Origin of the sequence: Williamsia phyllosphaerae (assembly GCF_014635305.1) — a bacterium.
Taxonomy (GTDB): Bacteria; Actinomycetota; Actinomycetes; order Mycobacteriales; family Mycobacteriaceae; genus Williamsia_A; species Williamsia_A phyllosphaerae.
The window spans coordinates 47,780-68,099 of record NZ_BMCS01000001.1; the positions used below are offsets into that span (position 1 = coordinate 47,780).

Here is a 20,320-nt window from a genome sequence, read left to right on the forward strand (position 1 = left end):
CACGCGGTCTAGACGGTCGCCACGGCCTCGACAGCGGTCGCCGAGGCCCACTTGTAGTCGGCCTTGCCTGCCGGGGATCGATGGATCTGTTCCACCACGGTGATCGTGCGCGGCACCTTGTAGCCGGCGATCCGTTCGCGGCAGGTCGTCTGGATCTCGTCGAGGGTCGGCGCGTCGGCCCCCTCGACCACCGAGACCACAGCGGCGACCTTCTGGCCGAATCGCGGGTCCGGCACGCCGACGACGAGGACGTCGTGCACGGCCGGATGTGCCTGCACAGCCGCCTCGACCTCCTCGGCGAACACCTTCTCGCCGCCGGTGTTGATGCACCCCGAACCGCGGCCCAGGAACACGACGCCGCCGTCGGCGTCGAGTCGGCCCATGTCGCCGAGGATCGCCGCGCGACGCCCGTCGGGCAACGTCACGAACGTACGGGCCGACTTCTCGGGATCCTTGTGATAGCCGACGGGGACGCGGCCGACGCGGGCGATGAAGCCGATTTCCTCCGATCCCGGTTCGATCGGCTCGAGGGCCTCGTCGAGAACGGTCAGTGCCGGGTTCGAGGTGGACCGCAGCAGGCCGTCCGCGCCCATGATCAGCTCGCCGTCGTTGCCGGTCTCCGACGCACCGAAGTTGTCGCGCATCCACAGATCGGGTTTGACCGCCCGCATCCGGTCGCGCACCGCCGTCGACCAGATGGCGCCGCCGTTGGTCACCGACAGCAACCCGCTGACGTCGAGGGTCCCCAGCGCTTCTCTGCGCTCCATCTCCTCCACGAGCGGCGCACCCATCCCGTCACCGACGATGAGCACGATCTGCACCCCGTGGTGCTCGATCGAGTCGAGCACGGCCGCCGGGACGAAGTCGCGCTGCAGCACCAACCGGCCGCCATTGATGAAGAACATGAACAGCGAGTAGATCGCGGCGCCGTGCATCAGCGGCGCGGCCAGCAGGAACGAGATCGGGGCGAATGTACTCGCGTTGTTCGCGATCGCGGCGTGGTCGGCGAGCGGTTCGGGGCCGTAGGGGTTGCCCCCGGACAGCGGCTTGTGGAAGAAGTCGTCGTGGCGCCACACCACGCCCTTCGGATAGCCGGTGGTGCCCCCGGTGTAGAGGATGTAGTGCTGGTCGCCGGATCGGGGCGGGAAGTCGCGCGCGGTGCTGTGCCCGGTGAGGTCGACGACCCCGACCGAGACCCGATCGTCGGCTGCGGCAGCGAGTTCCGGCGTGATGTCGCCGATCACCAGCACGGTGTGCACCGCGGTCTGCGGCAGCACGGTCGACAGCGTGCGCTGGTGCTCGTCGAGCTCCACGAGGACCGCGACCGCGTCGGAGTTCTCCAGGATGTAGGCGAGTTCGGTTGCGGTGTAGCGATAGTTGACGTTGATCGCGGTCGCACCGATCTTGAGCAGCGCGACCATCGCGTAGACGTGCTCGAGACTGTTCTTGAGGTACAGCGCGACGTGGTCGCCGGCACCGATCCCATGGTCGCGCAACAGATGCCCGAAAGCATTGGACCGCTCGTCGAGGTCGTGGTAACTGACATCGACGCCCTCGTAGCCGATCGCGATCCGATCGGGCACGGCATCGGCGATGGTCTCGAAGATGTCGCCGAGATTGAAGTCGGTGGAGGTCGTCTCGGTCATCGGGTCAGCACCAATCCGCTCGTGGGAACTCCGGTCCCGGCCGTGACGACGACGCGTTGCGCACCGTCGACCTGATTGACCGAGTCGCCCCGGAGTTGCCGCACGGCCTCGGCGATCCCGTTCATCCCGTGGATGTAGGCCTCGCCGAGCTGTCCACCGTGGGTGTTGAGCGGCAGCTCGCCACCGACCTCGAGGACGCCGGGGCGTCGGACGAAATCCTTGGCCTCACCACGGCCGCAGAACCCGAGTTCCTCGAGCTGCATCAGTGTGTAGGGCGTGAAGTGGTCGTAGAGGATGGCCGCGTCCATGTCGGTGGGACCGAGTCCGGACTGCTCCCACAGCTGCCGTCCGACGAGACCCATCTCCGGCAGGCCGCCCAGGTCGTCGCGGTAGTAGCTGGTCATGATGTATTGGTCGTTGCCGCTGCCCGACGCCGCACCCGCGATGATCGCCGGGACGTGCGGCATGTCCTTCGCCCGCTCGGCGGAGACGATCACCAGCGCCACACCACCATCGGATTCCTGACAACAGTCGAGCAGGTGCAGGGGCTCGGCGATGTAGCGCGAGTTCTGGTGGTCGTCGATGGTGATGGGCTTGTCGTAGAAGAAGGCGTTGGGATTGACCGCGGCGTGTTTGCGATCGACCACCGCCACGGCACCGAAATCGGCACTTGTCGCGCCGTATTCGTGCATGTACCGCTGGGCGACCATGGCCACGAACGCAGCCGGCGTGGACAACCCGTGCGGATAGCTGAACGCGTTGTCGGTGCCCGACGAGTTGTCCTGGGCGGCGAGACCGGCGTTGACCTGACCGAAGCGCATACCGGACCGCTCGTTGAAGGCACGGTAGGCGACCACGACGTCGGCGACACCGGTGGCGACGGCCATCGCCGCCTGCTGCACCGTCGAGCACGCCGCCCCACCGCCGTAGTGGATGCGCGAGAAGTACGTCAGGTCACCGATTCCCGCGGCACGGGCGACGGCGATCTCGGTGTTGGTGTCCATCGTGAACGAGACCAGGCCGTCGACCTCGGACGGGTCGAGTCCCGCGTCGGCGATCGCCGCCCCGACCGCCTCGGCGGCCAGGCGCAGCTCACTGCGGCCGGAGTTCTTCGAGAAATCGGTGGCACCGATCCCGACGATCGCGGCGGCGCCGGACAACGAGGTACTCATGCGTTGCCCTGAGCGGTGTGGTCCGGTGTCTCGGTGTGGTCCAGGACGACGCTCACCTGCGAGGTGACGTGCTTGCCCAGTGCGTTCGTGCCGACCACGTCGACCGTCGCGACCCCGTCGTCGACGGCGCTGACCGTCCCGGCGAACGTGAGCGTGTCGTAGGCGTACCAGGGGACGCCGAGGCGCAGCGTGATCGAACGGATCTGGGCCCGCTGTCCGGCCCAGTCCGTGACGTAGCGCCCGACCAACCCGGTGTCGGTGAGGATGTTGACGAAGATGTCCTCGGATCCCTTGCTCTGCGCGAGGTCTCGGTCGTGGTGGACGTCCTGGAAGTCGCGGGTGGCCAGGGCGGTCGAGACGATGAACGTCGGCGTTGCCTCGATCACCAGGGGCGGCAGGGTGTCGTCGACGGCCACGCGGGGTGGCGTGCGGGGCGGGGCCACGGGGGCGGTCATGTCGTCGCGCCTTTCGATCCGGCGGGTTGCCAGGCGTACAGGGTCCACGGATCACCGGGTCCGGGGACGGTGGCGTCGGGATCGGCTGCGTTGGATTCTGCTGGGAAATCGAGGAACTCGACGACGACCGGCATCCCGATGGACACCTCGGCGGGGTCGACCCCACGGAGTTGGCCGAGCATGCGGGCGCCCTCGTCGAGTTCGACCAGGGCGATGACGAACGGCAGGGTCCGGCCGGGCACGCGCGGGGCGTGGTGCACCACGAAGCTGTAGACGGTGCCCGTCCCGGCGGCGACCTGGTAGTCGGTGGTCTCGGAATGGTGCTTCCACAGCGCGGGAACCGGCGGGTGGACCAGGGTTCCGTCGGGGCGGCGTTGGATGCGTAGTTCGTGATCGGCCACCCCGGCCCAGAAGAACGCGGTGTCGCGAGATGCAGTGGGCCGCATCATCGCGCCGGCGTCGAGGTCGTCCGTGGGGGCGGCCAGCGACGATGTGACGCCGGGGGCTGCCGCCGACTCGTTCGATGCGGTGGGTGGCCGGAACTTGAGGATGCGGAAGTTCATCTCGGCGACGACCTCGTCGCCGACGGTCCAGACGTTGCGGGTGGTGAAGAACCATCCCTCGCCGAGCCCGGTGGTCTTCGGGCCGACCACGTCGAGCAGTTCCGACGAGATGGCGACGTGCTCCCCCGGGCGGGTGTAGCGGTGATAGGTCGAGTCGCAGTTGGTGGCGACGACCGAGGTGTACCCGGCGTCGTCGAAGATCTGCGAGACCGCGCCCAGCGGGTCGTCGTCGGACCGCGCCCCGTGTAGGCCGCGCATGGTCCACACCTGCGCCATCGCGGGCGGGGCGACGACGCCGTCCCAGCCGGCGGCCCGCGCCGCGTCGTCGTCGCGGTAGATCGGGTTCCCGTCGCCGATCGCCTCCGTCCAGTTGGCGATCATAGGGCCGTTGATCGGATCACGTCCGGGCACCGGAGCGCTGGCGCCACCGGCACGCACCGCGTCGGTCGAAGTGCGGATCCGGTCGGCCGTGCTCGCCACGGTCTGATCCACGCTCATCGCGGCGCGCGCGGGAGACCGAGGCCCGAGGTCGCGATCATGTCCCGCATGACCTCGTTGACGCCGCCACCGAAGGTGATCACCACGTTGCGTTTGGCCTGCGCGTCGAACCAGCGGATGAGCTCGGCGGTCTCCGGATCGGCGAGATCGCCGAAGCGGCCGATGATCTCGTCGATGAGTCGGGAGATGCGCTGCACCCGTTCGGTGGCGAACACCTTGGTGGCCGCGGCGTCGGCCATGGAGATGGACTCGTTGCCCGACGAGGACACCTGCCAGTTCAGCAGTTCGTTGATGCGGGTGTAGGCCGCGATCTCGGCGAGCGCCCTGCGCACGTCCGGATTCTTCGCGGGCACCGTGCCGTCGGCCGCCGGTTTCTGCGCCCACGCGGTGATGCGGGCCAGCAGTCCGTCCATCCGTCCCGCGGGACCGAGCATGACGCGCTCGTGGTTCAGCTGGGTGGTCAGCAACCGCCAGCCGAGGTTCTCCTCGCCGACCAGCATGCCGACCGGGACGCGGACGTCGTTGTAGTAGGTCGCGTTGACATGGTGGGCGCGGTCGGCGGTGATGATCGGGGTCCAGCTGTAGCCGGGATCGCTGGTGTCGACGATGAGCATCGAGATGCCCTTGTGCTTCGGGGCGTCCTTGTCGGTCCGGCACGCGAGCCACACGTAGTCGGCGTCGTGACCGCCTGTGGTCCACAGCTTCTGCCCGTTGACGATGTACTCGTCACCGTGCCGGACCGCGGAGGTCTTCAGCGACGCGAGGTCGGTGCCCGCCTCGGGCTCGCTGTAGCCGATCGCGAAGTGCACCTCGCCCGCCAGGATCGCCGGGAGGAACTTCTGCTTCTGCTCGTCGGTGCCGTGCACCTGCAGGGTGGGGCCGACGGTCTGCAGGGTCACCGCGGGCAGCGGGACGTCGGCGCGCGCCGCCTCGTTGACGAAGATCTGCTGCTCGATGTCGCCGAATCCCTTGCCGCCGTACTCCGCCGGCCATCCGACGCCGAGCCAGCCGTCGCTGCCCATCTGGCGGATCACCTTGCGGTACGTCGGACCGTGTCGCTCGGTCAGCATCGCCGCCTGGTCCTCGGGCGAGATCAGCGTCGAGAAGTATTCGCGCAGCTCGGCTTTGAGGGACTTCTGTTCGGGGGTGAGGTCGATGAACATCGATCTAGTACTCCTGGCCGGTCGAGTCCGCCAACTCGTCGGCGAACATGGACGACTCCGCAAGCTCGTCGAGACGGGCGGTGGCCCCACCGACGATGCGGGCGAGGTCCTTGATGATCGAGTAGTAGCGGTGCAACGGATAGGTGATGTCCACACCGACACCGCCGTGCAGGTGCGTCATGGTGCGCAGGGTCGACGGCATCTCGGCGGCGAGCCAGTAGGTGGCGATCGACAGGTCGCGGTCGGCGTCGAGCCCCTCGGCCAGGCGCCACGCCGCCGACGTCACCGCCAGGTTCATCGACCGCCCCACCACATAGATGTCGGCGATCTGCTGGGTGACGGCCTGGAAGGTGCCGATGGGCTTGCCGAACTGATTGCGGTTGCTGACGTGGTCGGCGGTGATGCGCAGCGCACCGGCGAGGATCCCGTCGGCGTACGCGGCCAACCCGAGTCGGTAGAGGTCCCGCAACGCCCGACCGTCCCGAGACACCAGCGCCGCGTCGTCGACGGCGACGTTCTCCAGCCGGACGGTGTACTCACCCCATCGCGACGACGCCGGGGTACGAGTGATCGACACCCCGTCGGCGGCCGCGTCGACGAGCACGATGCCGGAGTCGGTGGTGACCAACAGCGCTGCCGCCCCGTCGGCGTGCAGGACCGCGGTCTTCGTTCCGGTGAGCCGACGGCCGGACAGCGAGGTGTGCGGTGCGGTGGTCAGCGCGGCGCCGGGTTCACCGATCGCGATGGCGACATGGCCTCCGGCGACGATGGTCTCGGCGAGACGATCGAGCGCAGACGACGATTCCCGGATCGCCAGTCCGGCGACCAGGGTGCCGATGGCGGGGGTGACGCCCGCCGACTCGCCGAGTTTGGTCAGCAACGGCAGCAGTCCCAGGATGCCGACGGTGTCGCCGCCACGGTCCTCCGGCAGCGGGAGCGCGACCACCCCGGACTCGACCATCGCCGACCACAGGGGAACCTCGAGGCCGCCGGGTGCGTCGAACTGTTCGTCCCACACCGGGGTGTGACGTCCGACCAGGTCAGTGGCCACGTCGCTGACCGCCTGGGCCGTGCCGTCCAGGGTGAAATCCACGCCGGGACACCTCCTCGTCGAAACCGTTTCTAGAACCTGTTCTAGTTGTATCAGAGATCAGAGTGCGCGCGGTAGGCCGAGGATTCGTTCTGCGGCCGCCGTGGCCAGCACCTGGGTCGTACCGCCGGCGATGGTCAGGCAGCGGTTGCGCAGGAACAGATCGGCGGCGTCGGAGGTGGCGAGTCCGGCCGGCCCGAGCACCGACAGCGCGAACTCCGGTACGTCCTGTCGGTGCCGGGCGCCGATCAGCTTGCGGACGCTCGAGATCGCGCCGGGGTCGTGGCCGGCCATGCTGCGCAGAACCGACTGCGCGTCCATCACGCGGCCGATCTGCGCCTGGACGCACAGTGCGCCGAGGGCGTCGAGGTCCACCGGTCCGAGGTCGGTGTCCGACGTGGCGATCTGGCCGAGCAGGGACTCCATCTCGGCGCCGAGACCCGAACCGCCCATGGCCACGCGTTCGTTGGCCAGCGTCGTGCGAGCGAGTCGCCAGCCGCCGTTCTGCTCCCCCACGAGGCAGTCGTCGGGTACGAAGACGTCGTCGAGGAAGACCTCGTTGAACAGGGCGTTGCCGGTGATCTCGCGCAGCGGCCGGACGTCGATCCCCGCGCTGGTCATGTCGACGAGGAAGTAGCTGATGCCCTTGTGTTTCGGGACGTCGGTGTCGGTGCGGGCGAGGCAGATGGCCCAGTCCGCGGTCTGTGCGGCCGAGGTCCACACCTTCTGCCCGCGCAGGGTCCACCCGCCGTCGACGCGGGTGGCCCGGGTGCGCAGGGAGGCGAGATCCGAGCCCGCCTCCGGCTCGGAGAACAGCTGGCACCAGGACACGTCACCGGCGAGTGTGGGCGCCACGAACCGCTCGCGCTGCGCGGCCGTCCCGTGCTCGAGGATGGTCGGGATCGCCCAGGCGCCGATCACCAGGTCGGGTCGGGAGACGCCCGCGCGGTCGAGTTCGGCGTCGATGAGCAACTGCAGCGCGGCGCCCGCCCCCAGCCCGAACGGCGCGGGCCAGTGGGGGGTCAGGTACCCGGCGTCGACGAGCGCGCGCCGCGTGTCCGCAGCGGCGGCGATCTGCTCGCATGTGGCGCGGACGGCGGCGCGGTCGTCGTCCACCTCGGACAGGTCGATGTCGATGCCGCGTCTCGTCCCGCCCAGGACGGCATGGGCCGTGGCCGCGCGCCACGGTGTGGTGCCACCGAGTTGCGCACGCAGCGAGAGCGCGAATCGGAGGTAGAGGTGCGCGGCGTGGTCGAACGTGAAGCCGATGCCGCCGAGGATCTGGATGCAGTCCTTCGCGTTGGCCACTGCGAGGTCGCCGACCGCAGCGGCCGCGACCGCCGTCGACAGCGCTGTCTGAACGTCGTCGGGGTCCGACGCGGCCGCGTGTTCGGCCACCGCGTGGGCGACGTCCCACGCCGCCGCACTCATCTGCTCGCTGCGGCACAGCATCTCGGCGCAGATGTGTTTGACGGCCTGGAACGACCCGATCGGCGACCCGAACTGCTCGCGGACCTTGGCGTACTCGACCGCGGTGTCGAGTGTCCATCGGGCCACGCCGGAGGCCTGGGCGGCGAGACCGGCGACCAGCGCGCCGCACACGAGGGCGTCGCCTGCGTCGAGGATCTGATGCTCGGCCATCCCGACACCGCGTAGCGACACCGTGCTCACGGTCGCGGTGCCGTCGACCGCGTCGGCCGCCTTGACCTCGACGCCCGGCGCAGCTGCGTCGACGACCGCCCACCGACGGGAGCCGTCGACGTCGATCACCAGGAGCAGCAGTCCGCCTCCGCTGTGCCCGACCACGGTCTGCGGCTCTGCGTCGACGACGATCCCACCGCCGTCAATATGTCGTGCGACCGCAGACGGCGTCGCGTCGGACACCAGCCCGGCGGGGGCGAGCGCGCAACCCCGGTGGCCGGACATCATTTCCGTTGCCATCTCCTGTGCCGCGTCGGCCCCCGACCGGCTCAGGAAATGCGTCGCGATCGCCGTCGACACCAGCGGGCCGGGGACCAGATCACGCCCACACTGTTCGAGCATCACCGCGAGGTCCACGAACCCCAGGTCGAGGCCGCCGCGCTCGTCGGGTGCGGTCGCCGCGAACAGGCCGAGTTCGGCGACGCCGGGCCACACCGCCGATCGCGCGTCGGATTCGTCGTCGACGGCCTGCTCGTCGAGACTGCGGCGGACCACGTCGACGACCCCGGTGTGCTGCGCCCAGCGTCCGATGGCCTCGGCGAACGTCGTCTGATCTTCCGTGCTGGCAATCGTCATGACTCCGGCGACCTCACTCAATTCCGCGTGCGGGCAAAGTAGAACCTGTTCTAATTATGCCTGTTGGTGACGGATGCGGGTAGTCGGGTACTCGGGATGTCAACTCGTCGACCGAAGGCGGCGCGGCATATCGTGGACAAATCGGTTTTGCGGCAGCACCGCGGCGGGGTCACCCGAGCGGAGCGCGGAAGTAAGGAAGTGACCATGGCCACCCCCGCGACACCCGGCGGCCCGGTGCCCACCGTGGGCGTGACCACCGACCCGGATCTGGGGTCCAACGCGCAACGGGAACGCCGTCGTCGGATCCTGGACTCGACGTTGGCCCTGGCCTCGAAGGGCGGATACGACGCCGTGCAGATGCGCGCTGTCGCCGACAAGGCCGACGTCGCCGTCGGCACCCTCTACCGCTACTTCCCGTCGAAGGTGCACCTGCTGGTGACGGCCCTGGCTCGCGAACTCGAACGCGTCGAGTCGCGGGCCGATCGCTCACGCCTGCAGGGCGACACCGCACTCGAACGACTCCGCAGCGTGCTCGACCTGATCACCCTCGCGATGCAGCGCGATCCGCTGCTGACCGAGGCGATGACGCGGGCGTTCATGTTCGCCGACGCCTCCGCGGCCACCGAGGTCGACGCCGTCGCCGCCGTCATCGACCGCCTCCTCGCGGGCGCGATGGTCACCGGCGAGCCCAGCGACGAGGACCTCAAGATCGCGCGCGTCATATCCGACGTGTGGATGTCGAACCTGGTGCAGTGGTTGACCCGTCGCGCCTCGGCGACCGACGTCACCAACCGTCTCGAGTTGACCATCGAACTACTGCTGGCCGGGCGCGACTCCCGCAACTGACCCGGCGCCGGAAGTGTGCCGTTTCGGTGACCGTTTCCCCAGGTGAGGGTCACCGAAACCACACATCATCGGGACGCACCGGTCATCGCCCGGGTGCGGCGGCGGATCTCGTCGGCGACCTCGCCGGGAGAGTTGACCACGACGGCGTCGGCCATCGACCACAGCGCGCCGAGCGCGTACCGCAGGTCGGCGCAGGTCATCCGCACCGACCGCCACCCGTCGGTCACGGGCCCGACGTCGAGGACGTCGAACCGCATGCGCGTGAGGTCGTCGTAGCGATCCGCGCGCACCCGGACCGCAACCTCGCTCGGGACGAACCGTCCGCGGAACTCACTGCGCCGTTCCTGCCAGATGTGTTCGAGGTCGACGTCGTCGGGTCGGTCCGCGGGCTCGTCGAGCACGGTGACGTCGGACATGCGTGAGACGCGGTACATGCGCTCGGTTCCATCGCGACGGGCGACGAGATACCAGGTGTCGCCGCCCATGATGAGGCCGACGGGATCCAGTGTCCGCTCGACGGACTCGGCTCCGAACCGCTTGTACTGCAGCCGGATCCGGTGACCGAGGAACACCGACTCCTGGAGTTGGGCGAGCGGCTGCGACGCCGGCGCCTCGGCGACGAACCCCTCGGGGCGCACCAGGATGCGCCGCGCGGCGAGCTTCACCTCGTCGCGATGCGAGTCCGGGATCGCCGCGGCCACCTTCCGCATCGCGCTGACGAACGCCGGCGAGGTCAACCGGCCCGCGCCCGACGACAACAGCGCCCTGGCCTCGTCGAGCGTGAGCCCGGTCAGGTCGGTGCGGTAACCGGGCAGAAGCGCGAATCCGCCGTTGCGACCGCGATCGGCGTAGACCGGCACCCCCGACACCGACAGCGCGTCGATGTCACGCAGGACCGTTCGCTGCGACACCTCGAGCTCGGCGGCGAGCGCGGCCGCGGTCATCCGCCCGTGATGACGGAGCAGCATCACCAGCGCAAGGAGTCGGTCGGCCCGCATGGCGGCAATCGTGTCAGAAATACATGACAGTTGGTGTCATGTATCGACGATTGACTGATTCCGGAAGCCACCATCAGCCCAGGAAACGAGACCATCATGAACGCAGCCGATCCCCGCCCCGTCTACGCCGCCGCGACCGAGTGGGTCACGTCCCTGCTCGAGGCCGTGGCGCCCGACCAGCTCGACAACCCCACGCCGTGTACCGAGTTCGACGTCCTCGCCCTGAGCGGTCACCTGCTCGGCACCGCGGGCCGCGCCGCTGCGCTGGGCGCGGGCACCGACATCTTCGCGGTCTCGGTGACCGACCGGCTCCACGAGCCGGCGGAGTACGCCGCGACCACCCGCCGGGCACGGGAGCTGTGGTCCGACGACGCGAAGCTCGACACCCCGGTCACCGTTCCGTGGGGCACCGTTCCCGGCAGCGGTGCGCTGTGGGGTTACGTCAACGAGACCCTCGTGCACGGATGGGATCTCGCGGTGGCCACCGGTCAGGACGCCGAGGCGCCGGCCGGGCTGGCCGAGGCCACTCTGCCGATCGCGCAGATGTTCATCGGCGCCGACATCCGCGCGATCGGTGACGTCCCGTTCGGCGAGGTCGTGACGAGCAGGTCGGACGCAGGCCCCACCGAGGTTCTCGCCAACTGGTCGGGTCGCACCTCCGCCGAGTGGGTACGCGTCGCGACATGATCCGTCGAACTCCTTTTCGCCGAGAGAGACTCGCGCGGCCGATCCGTCCGGACGCACTCGAGCTCTCCGCGTCGTTCGTTATCGAATCGAAACGCCAGAGCAGGCGCCGACCGCAGAGCGGAACTCTAGAGTTCCCTCATGCTGACAACGACTTTCGCTCCGTGATGCTTCGCCTTCGAGGCGCCGGCCTGATCTGTGCGGCCGCGGCAGGCCTTCTCTTGTCGGGATGCGGCACAGACGATCCCGGTAACAGCGGTTCATCGAGTTCGTCATCGTCATCTTCTTCGGCGGTCGCGTCATCCTCGACATCGTCGTCGGCTGCGACCACCTCCACCTCGTCAGACGGACCCGGCATCGCGCCGCCCGAGGACACCGACGGTGCGGGCATCGAGGCCACACCACGGGGGACGACCAGACCGCCGGCCGCCGCCCGGTCCACCCCCGACAACCGGTGCACCAACCGGACGAATTACGCGGGCGATCCACGGAGCAACGCCGAGATCAACTCCATCGGCGAGAAGAACGGGGCGTGCCCCGCGCCGATCACAGCAGCCGAGAAGTCGTGCACGGATCAGTTGAACTACGCGGGCGACCCCCGCAGCAACGCCGAGATCAACTCCATCGGCGAGAAAGACGGCAAGTGTCCCGCGCCGATCGCCGCGGTACCGAGCAGTTGAGTAGTTTCACGCTGTCGAGCGCGGCGAATGATTCGTAGGTTCATCGACATGACCTACTACCAGCCGTTCCCCGCGCCGCAGGCACCGTTCGTGCCGGTACGTCGATCGCACACCGCCGACGTGGTGGTGACGTCCATGCTCATCACGACCTACGTCGGCGGCTTCGTGCTCGTCGCCTTCTTCAGCCTCTTCTGGGTGATGGGGACCGACTCGTGCAGCTACCAGACGTGCAACTACGACAACCTCACCTGGGCGTACATCCTGACCGACCTCGTCGGTGGTCTGGTCCTGCTGTCCACCTCGATCGCCGCGATCGTGCTGATGGTCCGCAAGCACATCGCGTTCTGGGTTCCGCTGCTAGGCATGGCCGTCCAGCTCGTCCTGCTCGTGATCTCGTTCGGTCTGCTCGACAGCATCGTCGCCTGAGGACGTCGGGCGTCAGCGGACGAGGCGCTGCGCGATCCGGCCGTACGCCACGCCGAGACGTCGCGGGTCGTCGTGGATCTTCGACGGGAACCACCGGCACACGTCCACGCACAGCGACGAGATGGCCAAGACCACATCGTCGACGTCGTCGACCGAGAACTCGCCGGAGTCCTTGCCCGCCTGCACGATCGCCGCGACCACCGCGACCGTGTCCCGACGCATCGCGGTGATCGTCCGGTAGTGCACCGGGGTCAGCGCGGCCAACTCGTACTGGACGACCCGGGCGAGTTGATGGAACTCCGCCTGCCAGGTCGCGAACGCCGAGACCACCGAGGTCAGCCGATCCAGGACGGGTGACGCGGGGTCGTCGGCGTCGCGGAGCGCCGCCAGAACGGCCCGGTGTCCGTCGAGGGCGATGGCGTAGAGCAGGTCTTCCTTGGATCGGAAGTGCGGGTACATCGCGGTGGCGCTCATGTTCAGACGTCTGGTGATCTGCCGCGTCGAACTGCCCGCGTACCCGGACTCGGCGAAGGCCTCGATCGCCGCTCGTCGGATGCGGTCCGCGGCAGCGGAGTCACCCACGGTGGTCCCGGTGGTCATCACACTCCCCTGCTGCGATTCGGTACGCGCCCGTTGACGACGTCACGGTCTGGGGAGCATCATAAGCAGACGCTCATTTGTTAGCGAGTGCTCATTCGCAGAGCTCGTCGCCCCCGCGGCGCGAGACACACTGCAGTCCCGATCGAGGAGAACCATGGCCGCCCCGCTGTCCCGCCGCGACATCGACTTCCTGCTGTTCGAGTGGCTGGACGTCGCCGCCCTGACCACCCGCGAACGCTTCACCGAGCACTCCCGCGAGACGTTCGACGACGTCCTCGACCTCAGTGCCGACATCGCGACCAAGATGTTCGCGACGCACAACAAGAAGGGCGACCAGAACGAGCCCTACATCGGTGACGACGGAAAGGTCGTCCTCATCGACGAGGTGCAGGCCGCTCTCGACGAGTTCACCAAGTCGGGTCTCATGGCCGGGTCGTTCGACGAGTCCGTCGGCGGGCTGCAACTGCCCAACGTCATCGGCAAGGCCGCGCTGGCCTGGTTCCAGGCGGCGAATCCGTCGTCGTCGACATACCCGTTCCTCACGATCGGCAACGCGAACCTGTTGATCGAGTACGGCACCCCCGAGCAGATCGACACCTGGGTCCGGCCCATGGTCGAGGGGCGCTTCTACGGGACGATGTGCTTGTCCGAACCGCAGGCCGGGTCGTCGCTGGCGGACATCACCACCAAGGCCGTCCCAGCCGACGACGGCAGCTACCGGGTCAGCGGCACCAAGATGTGGATCTCCGCCGGCGAACACGAACTGAGCGAGAACATCGTCCACCTGGTGCTCGCCAAGACACCCGGCGGACCTCCCGGGGTCAAGGGCATCTCGCTGCTCATCGTCCCGAAGTACCTCGCCGACGGAACCCGCAACGACGTCGCCCTGGTGGGCTTGAACCACAAGATGGGCAACCGCGGCACCACCAACACCCTGCTCAACTTCGGGGACGGAACACACAGTCCCGCAGACGAGAAGGGCGCGGTCGGCTATCTGGTCGGCGAGGAGCACCACGGCCTCATGTACATGTTCCACATGATGAACGAGGCTCGGATCGGTGTCGGGTTCCTCGCCACCGCGATCGGCTACGCCGGTTACCTCGCCTCGCTCGAGTACGCCAAGGTCCGCACGCAGGGACGCCCGTTGGACAACAAGGACCCCAGTTCGCCCGCGGTCCCGATCATCGACCACGCCGACGTCCGCCGCATGCTGCTGGCGCAGAAGTCATACGTGGAAGGCGCTCTCGCACTCACCCTGTACTGCGCGCAGCTCGTCGACGACGAGCAGACCACCACCGGCGCCGACCGCGACCGGACCCATCTGCTGCTCGAGGTGCTCACCCCCATCGCCAAGAGCTGGCCGTCACAGTGGTGCCTCGAGGCCAACAGCCTGGCCATCCAGGTGCTCGGCGGATACGGCTACACCAAGGAGTTCGACGTCGAGCAGTACTACCGCGACAACCGCCTGAACCCGATCCACGAAGGCGCACACGGTATCCACGGCCTCGACCTGTTGGGCCGCAAGGTCGTCATGCAGGACGGCGCCGGACTCAAGCTGCTCGCCGAGACCATCACGGCGACCATCGATCGCGCCGAGTCGGCCGGGGCCGACGCCGCGGTGTACGCCGCCGATCTGCGCCGCGCGGTGGATCGACTGACCGAGGTCACCGTCGCACTGTGGTCGGTCGGCGATCCGGCCACCACGCTGGCGAACTCGACGGTCTATCTCGAGGCCACCGGTCACGTCGTCCTCGCCTGGATCTGGCTGGAGCAACTGCTCGCGGTCGGCGACAACACCGGCGACTTCTACGACGGCAAACGCGCTGCAGCACAGTACTTCTTCCGGTACGAGCTGCCGAAGACCGGCCCGCAGTTCGACCTACTGGCCTCTCTCGACCGCACCACCCTGGATCTCGAGCCGGCCTGGTTCTGATTCTGCGCGTGCTGACTGTGCAGAAACACCCGTCGACTGCCCACGCTGACAGCAGAAGGGACGCAACCGAAACGGTTGCGTCCCTTCTCTGTCGATCAGATCAGACCGAGCAGCCGATCACTCTGCGCTCTTGGCCAGCTCCACCGGGGTGTCGGGGAGCTCGACGGGCTTCTTCGATCCGACGAAGGTGAACTTCGCCTCGTCGCCGTCGCCCTCGCCGTCCCAGTTCTCCACGTCGACCAGGATGATCTGGCCGGCGGTGATGTCGTTGAACAGGATCTTCTCCGACAGCGCATCCTCGATCTCGCGCTGGATGGTGCGACGCAGCGGCCGCGCACCCAGCACCGGGTCGAACCCGCGCTTGGCCAGCAAGCTCTTGGCCTTGTCGGTGACCTCGAGGGCCATGTCCTTGTTCTTCAGCGCACCCTCGACGCGGTTGAGCATCAGGTCGACCATCGAGATGATCTCGTCCTTGGTGAGCTGATGGAACACCACGATGTCGTCGATGCGGTTGAGGAACTCCGGGCGGAAATGTTTCTTCAGCTCGTCGTTGACCTTCTGCTTCATCCGCTCGTAGTTCGAGCCGGCGCCCTCACCCGAGGTGAAGCCCAGCCCGACCGCCTTGGAGATGTCGGCCGTACCGAGGTTCGAGGTGAAGATCAGCACGGTGTTCTTGAAGTCGACCGTACGACCCTGACCGTCGGTCAGACGACCGTCCTCCAACACCTGCAGCAGCGTGTTGTAGATCTCCGAGTGCGCCTTCTCGATCTCGTCGAACAGCACCACCGAGAACGGCTTGCGGCGGACCTTCTCGGTCAGCTGACCACCCTCTTCGTAGCCGACGTACCCGGGAGGGGCACCGAACAGCCGCGATGCGGTGAAGCGGTCATGGAACTCGCCCATGTCGATCTGGATGAGCGCGTCGTCCTCGCCGAACAGGAAGTTCGCCAGCGCCTTGGAGAGCTCGGTCTTACCGACACCGGACGGGCCGGCGAAGATGAACGAGCCCGACGGGCGCTTGGGGTCCTTCAGACCGGCACGCGTACGACGGATCGCCTTGGAGACGGCCTTGACCGCCTCGACCTGGCCGATGATCCGCTTGTGCAGCTCGTCCTCCATGCGGAGCAGACGGGTGGTCTCCTCCTCGGTGAGCTTGAAGACGGGGATACCGGTCCAGTTGCCCAGCACCTCGGCGATCTGCTCGTCGTCGACCTCGGCCACGACGTCCATGTCACCGCTGCGCCACTGCTTCTCGCGCTCGGCACGCTCGACGACGAGCTGCTTCTCCTTGTCGCGCAGGTTCGCGGCCTTCTCGAAGTCCTGGGCGTCGATCGCCGATTCCTTCTCCTTGCGCGCGCCGGCGATCTTGTCGTCGAACTCGCGGAGGTCCGGCGGCGCGGTCATCCGGCGGATGCGCATTCGCGCGCCCGCCTCGTCGATGAGGTCGATCGCCTTGTCCGGCAGGAAACGGTCGTTGATGTACCTGTCGGCCAGGGTGGCCGCGGCCACCAGCGCGCCGTCGGTGATCGAGACGCGGTGGTGCGACTCGTAGCGGTCGCGCAGACCCTTGAGGATCTCGATGGTGTGCTCCACCGAGGGCTCGCCGACCTGGACCGGCTGGAAACGACGCTCGAGGGCGGCGTCCTTCTCGATGTACTTGCGGTACTCGTCGAGCGTGGTGGCACCGATGGTCTGCAGCTCACCACGGGCCAGCTTCGGCTTGAGGATCGAGGCCGCGTCGATCGCGCCCTCGGCGGCACCCGCGCCGACGAGCGTGTGCAGCTCGTCGATGAACAGGATGATGTCGCCGCGGGTGTTGATCTCCTTGAGGACCTTCTTCAGGCGCTCCTCGAAGTCACCGCGGTAGCGGCTACCGGCGACAAGCGAACCGAGGTCGAGGGTGTAGAGCTGCTTGTCCTTCAGCGTCTCGGGGACGTTGCCGGACACGATGGCCTGGGCGAGGCCCTCGACGACGGCGGTCTTGCCGACGCCGGGCTCACCGATGAGGACCGGGTTGTTCTTGGTGCGTCGTGAGAGCACCTGCATGACCCGCTCGATCTCCTTCTCGCGCCCGATGACCGGGTCGAGCTTGGCGTCGGCGGCCGCGGCCGTCAGGTTCCGACCGAACTGGTCGAGCACGAGCGAGGTCGACGGGGTGCCCGCTTCGGAGCTGCGTCCGCCGGTACCGGCTTCCTGCGGCTCCTTGCCCTGGTAGCCCGAGAGCAGCTGGATGACCTGCTGGCGCACACGGTTGAGGTCGGCGCCCAGCTTCACCAGGACCTGGGCTGCGACGCCCTCGCCCTCGCGGATCAGGCCGAGCAGGATGTGCTCGGTGCCGATGTAGTTGTGGCCGAGCTGCAGCGCCTCACGCAGCGAGAGCTCGAGGACCTTCTTGGCACGCGGCGTGAAGGGGATGTGACCCGACGGAGCCTGCTGGCCCTGTCCGATGATCTCCTCGACCTGGCTGCGGACACCCTCGAGCGAGATGCCGAGCGACTCGAGCGACTTCGCCGCGACTCCCTCGCCCTCGTGGATGAGGCCGAGCAGGATGTGCTCGGTGCCGATGTAGTTGTGATTGAGCATCCGCGCCTCTTCTTGGGCGAGGACGACAACCCGGCGTGCGCGATCGGTGAACCGTTCGAACATTGTTCTCCCTTTACTGACAACGAGATCGACCTGGACACTCAGGTCGGTCCCTGGTGGGCCCACGGCCACCGAGATGATTCGTCACGTGGGGTGGCGAAAGACGTCGGCGGCAGCCTTGTCACCACTGTAGTGGCCGCAGGTCGACTCCTCGCGGGTAACTCCACCTCGTCGGCGGTTGTCGACCGCAGATCGCGGCCGTATCGATCACAACGTCGCAGCACCCGGGGATCTTCACCGATGCCCTACGCCGTCAGCGAACGCGAGCCGAATTGTGCTCATCGTGCGGTCAACGGGCCGATCGGGCACTCGGCACACCCAGAGTCGACCTCGACGAACAGCGCCATCCCGTCGTTGAACAGGTGGTAGAGCTGATGAGATCGAGAGGAGGTCGACCCCCATGCCCGAGATCACGCTCCCCGAGGGGACCATCGCCTACCGCGTCGTCGGACCGGAGGATTCACTGCATCCGACGGTGCTGTTCGTCCACGGCATCCTCGTGGACCACCGCCTGTGGACGGTGGTGGCCGATCAACTCGCCGAGCGGGGCTACCGCTGCGTCATCCCAACCCTTCCCCTCGGCTCGCACACCATCCCGCTCGACGCACGCGCGAGCCCGACCCCCAAGACATCGGCCCGGATGATCCGCGACCTGATCGTCGAGCTCGAACTCACCGACGTGACGCTCGTCGGCTGCGACACCGGCGGTGCGCTCTGTCAGTTCGTCATCGACGAGTACGCCGACCACGTCGGCCGTCTGGTGCTGTTGAACTGCGACGCCTTCGACCGGTTCCCGCCGGCGCCGTTCAAGCAGGTCTTCGCGCTGATGCGCGGCCCGAGGACGCTGCGCGCACTGATGAACGCGATGCGCCCGACGGTCCTACGACACAGTCCGCTCGGCTTCGGGCTGCTGGTGAAGCGAGCCGACGCCGAGCTCACGCGGTCCTGGACGGAACCGTCGCGTACCGATCCGCGCATCGCCCGCGACCTCGCCGGACTGCTGCGCTCCATCCGACCCGCGGACCTGCTCGAGGTGAGCAACCGGCTGCCGCGGTTCGACAAGCCGGTCACGCTCGTCTGGGGTCAGGACGATCGCTGCTTCACCCCGCGCCTCGGAAAGCGACTGGCCGACCGTTTTCCGGATTCGACGTACGTCGCGGTGCCGGGCGCGCGCACATTCGTCGCGATCGACGAACCGGACGCCGTCAGCAGCGCGATCGAATCGATCTCGCACCGACCCCCGCGCAGCGGATAGGTCAGTCCCGAGGCGGCCGGTCGTCATAGCGTTCACGAGCCGACATGACCTCGGGTACCGCGGCCTCGACCTGTTCGATGAGCCCCTCGACAGATGCCCCGACCGCACGTCCCAGATCGGTCAGTGAGTACTCGACGCGCGGCGGGATGCTCTGCAGCACCGTGCGGGTGACGAAGCCGTCGCGTTCGAGGGTCTGCAACGTCTGCGACAGCATCCGTTCGCTGACGCCGTCGACCCGACGCCGCAGCGCGTTGAACCGGTAGTCGCCCTCGGTCAGGGCCAGCAGCGCGAGCAGACCCCACCGGCTCGTCAGGTTCTGCAGCACGTCTCGCGAACCACAGTTGCGCGCGAAGACGTCGGCCTCGAGGAAGGCGTCCTGCGCAGCTGATTCGTCCGTCGACATGCACCGATGGTACCTCAGATCATGCCTGTGCTGGCATTTGTGTTTGCACTGTATTAAAAGTAAGTGCTAACAATGTAGTGAGCGGCGCGGACAGGACGGTCCGCGCGCCACCGACACGAAAGAGGGACGCAATGACCATCTACGGAGTCACCGGGGCCACCGGCCAGTTGGGCCGTCTGGCCGTCGACGACCTCATCGACCGGGGCATCCCGGCCGGCGACATCGTCGCCGTGGTGCGCGACGAGGCCAAGGCGAGCGGCCTTGCCGAGCGTGGCGTCGTCGTCCGCGTCGCGGACTACGCGGACACCGCCGCGCTCACCGCAGCCTTCGCGGGCGTCGACCGCCTGCTGTTCATCTCGGGCTCCGAGGTGGGCTCGCGCCTTGCGCAGCATTCCTCGGTCGTCGATGCGGCCGTCGCCGCGCAGGTCGGTCTCGTCGCGTACACGAGCGTTCTCAAGGCCGAGTCGAGTGGACTCTCGCTGGCCACCGAGCACGTCGCGACCGAGAAGGCCCTGGCCGACAGCGGCCTGGACCACATCCTGCTGCGCAACGGGTGGTACTCGGAGAACTATGTCGCGTCACTGCAGCCGACCATCGACGGCGGCGTCCTCTACGGTGCCGCCGGCGAGGGACGCGTCGCTCCGGCGACCCGACCCGACTTCGCCGGCGCTGCCGTGTCGGCCCTCATCGCCGGCCGCCCGGGGGTGTTCGAGCTCGCGGGGACCGAGCATCTGACCTACGCCGACATCGCGGCCGTCATCGCCGACGTCGCGGGCACACCTGTCCGGTACCAGGACCTCTCCACCGACGACTACGCCGCCGCACTGGCGCAGGCCGGGGTACCCGAGCCGATGCCGGCCGTACTCGCCGACTCCGACGCCGGGATCGCGCGCGGCGAGTTGGACTCGACGTCGACCGACCTCGCCGATCTGCTCGGACGGCCGTCCACCCCGTTCGTCGACGTCATCCGGGCGGCATTGGCGTAGCC

General features: G+C 68.0%; 18 protein-coding genes. 7 read left to right on the forward strand and 11 right to left on the reverse strand.

The window, feature by feature from the left end; genetic code table 11:
- Nucleotides 1–8: 8 nt before the first annotated feature.
- From IEV93_RS00245 to IEV93_RS00275, 7 genes are read right to left on the reverse strand one after another with little or no spacing between them, the layout of a single operon-like run.
- Nucleotides 9–1,646, reverse strand: a complete 1,638-nt coding sequence (locus IEV93_RS00245) for an AMP-binding protein (RefSeq protein ID WP_188485814.1) — start codon at nucleotides 1,644–1,646, stop codon at nucleotides 9–11.
- Nucleotides 1,643–2,818: a lipid-transfer protein gene (locus tag IEV93_RS00250; protein ID WP_188485816.1), complete on the reverse strand. Its 1,176-nt coding sequence runs from the start codon at nucleotides 2,816–2,818 to the stop codon at nucleotides 1,643–1,645. The genes IEV93_RS00245 and IEV93_RS00250 overlap by 4 nt, the downstream gene beginning before the upstream one ends.
- A complete protein-coding gene (locus tag IEV93_RS00255; protein ID WP_188485818.1) occupies nucleotides 2,815–3,273 on the reverse strand; it encodes a MaoC family dehydratase in 459 nt (152 codons plus the stop codon). Before IEV93_RS00255 ends, IEV93_RS00250 begins: the two co-directional genes overlap by 4 nt.
- The gene (locus tag IEV93_RS00260; protein ID WP_308690693.1) at nucleotides 3,270–4,334 is read right to left on the reverse strand and encodes a bifunctional MaoC family dehydratase N-terminal/OB-fold nucleic acid binding domain-containing protein; all 1,065 of its coding nucleotides are present in this window, start codon (nucleotides 4,332–4,334) and stop codon (nucleotides 3,270–3,272) included. The genes IEV93_RS00255 and IEV93_RS00260 overlap by 4 nt, the downstream gene beginning before the upstream one ends.
- Nucleotides 4,331–5,497 (reverse strand): acyl-CoA dehydrogenase family protein, encoded by a 1,167-nt coding sequence (locus tag IEV93_RS00265; RefSeq protein ID WP_188485821.1) that lies wholly within the window; start codon nucleotides 5,495–5,497, stop codon nucleotides 4,331–4,333. Before IEV93_RS00265 ends, IEV93_RS00260 begins: the two co-directional genes overlap by 4 nt.
- A 4-nt stretch (nucleotides 5,498–5,501) precedes the next feature.
- The gene (locus IEV93_RS00270; protein WP_188485823.1) at nucleotides 5,502–6,590 is read right to left on the reverse strand and encodes an acyl-CoA dehydrogenase family protein; all 1,089 of its coding nucleotides are present in this window, start codon (nucleotides 6,588–6,590) and stop codon (nucleotides 5,502–5,504) included.
- Nucleotides 6,591–6,647: 57 nt separating this feature from the next.
- Nucleotides 6,648–8,864, reverse strand: a complete 2,217-nt coding sequence (locus IEV93_RS00275) for an acyl-CoA dehydrogenase family protein (protein WP_188485825.1) — start codon at nucleotides 8,862–8,864, stop codon at nucleotides 6,648–6,650.
- Between the two features lie 204 nt (nucleotides 8,865–9,068).
- Here IEV93_RS00275 and kstR point away from each other — a divergent pair, with 204 nt between their 5' ends.
- Nucleotides 9,069–9,710, forward strand: a complete 642-nt coding sequence (gene kstR / locus IEV93_RS00280; protein WP_188485827.1) for a cholesterol catabolism transcriptional regulator KstR — start codon at nucleotides 9,069–9,071, stop codon at nucleotides 9,708–9,710.
- A 65-nt stretch (nucleotides 9,711–9,775) separates the two neighbouring features.
- Here kstR and IEV93_RS00285 read toward each other — a convergent pair whose 3' ends face one another.
- Nucleotides 9,776–10,708 (reverse strand): helix-turn-helix transcriptional regulator, encoded by a 933-nt coding sequence (locus IEV93_RS00285; protein WP_188485829.1) that lies wholly within the window; start codon nucleotides 10,706–10,708, stop codon nucleotides 9,776–9,778.
- A 96-nt stretch (nucleotides 10,709–10,804) separates the two neighbouring features.
- Here IEV93_RS00285 and IEV93_RS00290 point away from each other — a divergent pair, with 96 nt between their 5' ends.
- The 3 genes from IEV93_RS00290 to IEV93_RS00300 all read left to right on the forward strand — a co-directional run bounded on the left by IEV93_RS00290 (nucleotide 10,805) and on the right by IEV93_RS00300 (nucleotide 12,498).
- Complete coding sequence (locus IEV93_RS00290) at nucleotides 10,805–11,395, forward strand: TIGR03086 family metal-binding protein (protein ID WP_188485831.1); 591 nt, start codon at nucleotides 10,805–10,807, stop codon at nucleotides 11,393–11,395.
- A gap of 164 nt (nucleotides 11,396–11,559) precedes the next feature.
- On the forward strand, nucleotides 11,560–12,072 hold the full coding sequence (locus tag IEV93_RS00295) for a hypothetical protein (protein WP_188485833.1): 513 nt from the start codon (nucleotides 11,560–11,562) through the stop codon (nucleotides 12,070–12,072).
- A gap of 48 nt (nucleotides 12,073–12,120) precedes the next feature.
- A complete protein-coding gene (locus IEV93_RS00300; protein ID WP_188485835.1) occupies nucleotides 12,121–12,498 on the forward strand; it encodes a hypothetical protein in 378 nt (125 codons plus the stop codon).
- A gap of 12 nt (nucleotides 12,499–12,510) precedes the next feature.
- Here IEV93_RS00300 and IEV93_RS00305 read toward each other — a convergent pair whose 3' ends face one another.
- Nucleotides 12,511–13,098 carry a TetR/AcrR family transcriptional regulator gene (locus IEV93_RS00305; protein WP_188485837.1) on the reverse strand — a complete coding sequence of 196 codons (588 nt, stop codon included), beginning with the start codon at nucleotides 13,096–13,098 and terminating at the stop codon, nucleotides 12,511–12,513.
- Nucleotides 13,099–13,252: 154 nt separating this feature from the next.
- Here IEV93_RS00305 and IEV93_RS00310 point away from each other — a divergent pair, with 154 nt between their 5' ends.
- Nucleotides 13,253–15,031 carry an acyl-CoA dehydrogenase gene (locus IEV93_RS00310; protein WP_188485839.1) on the forward strand — a complete coding sequence of 593 codons (1,779 nt, stop codon included), beginning with the start codon at nucleotides 13,253–13,255 and terminating at the stop codon, nucleotides 15,029–15,031.
- 117 nt (nucleotides 15,032–15,148) lie between these two features.
- Here the strand turns inward: IEV93_RS00310 and IEV93_RS00315 are convergent, their stop codons facing one another.
- Complete coding sequence (locus IEV93_RS00315; RefSeq protein WP_188485842.1) at nucleotides 15,149–17,677, reverse strand: ATP-dependent Clp protease ATP-binding subunit; 2,529 nt, start codon at nucleotides 17,675–17,677, stop codon at nucleotides 15,149–15,151.
- Nucleotides 17,678–18,074: 397 nt separating this feature from the next.
- Here IEV93_RS00315 and IEV93_RS00320 point away from each other — a divergent pair, with 397 nt between their 5' ends.
- A complete protein-coding gene (locus tag IEV93_RS00320; protein ID WP_188485844.1) occupies nucleotides 18,075–18,929 on the forward strand; it encodes an alpha/beta fold hydrolase in 855 nt (284 codons plus the stop codon).
- Nucleotide 18,930: 1 nt separating this feature from the next.
- Here IEV93_RS00320 and IEV93_RS00325 read toward each other — a convergent pair whose 3' ends face one another.
- Complete coding sequence (locus tag IEV93_RS00325) at nucleotides 18,931–19,332, reverse strand: winged helix-turn-helix transcriptional regulator (protein ID WP_188485846.1); 402 nt, start codon at nucleotides 19,330–19,332, stop codon at nucleotides 18,931–18,933.
- 131 nt (nucleotides 19,333–19,463) lie between these two features.
- Here IEV93_RS00325 and IEV93_RS00330 point away from each other — a divergent pair, with 131 nt between their 5' ends.
- Nucleotides 19,464–20,318: an NAD(P)H-binding protein gene (locus tag IEV93_RS00330; RefSeq protein ID WP_308690694.1), complete on the forward strand. Its 855-nt coding sequence runs from the start codon at nucleotides 19,464–19,466 to the stop codon at nucleotides 20,316–20,318.
- Nucleotides 20,319–20,320 lie beyond the last annotated feature (2 nt).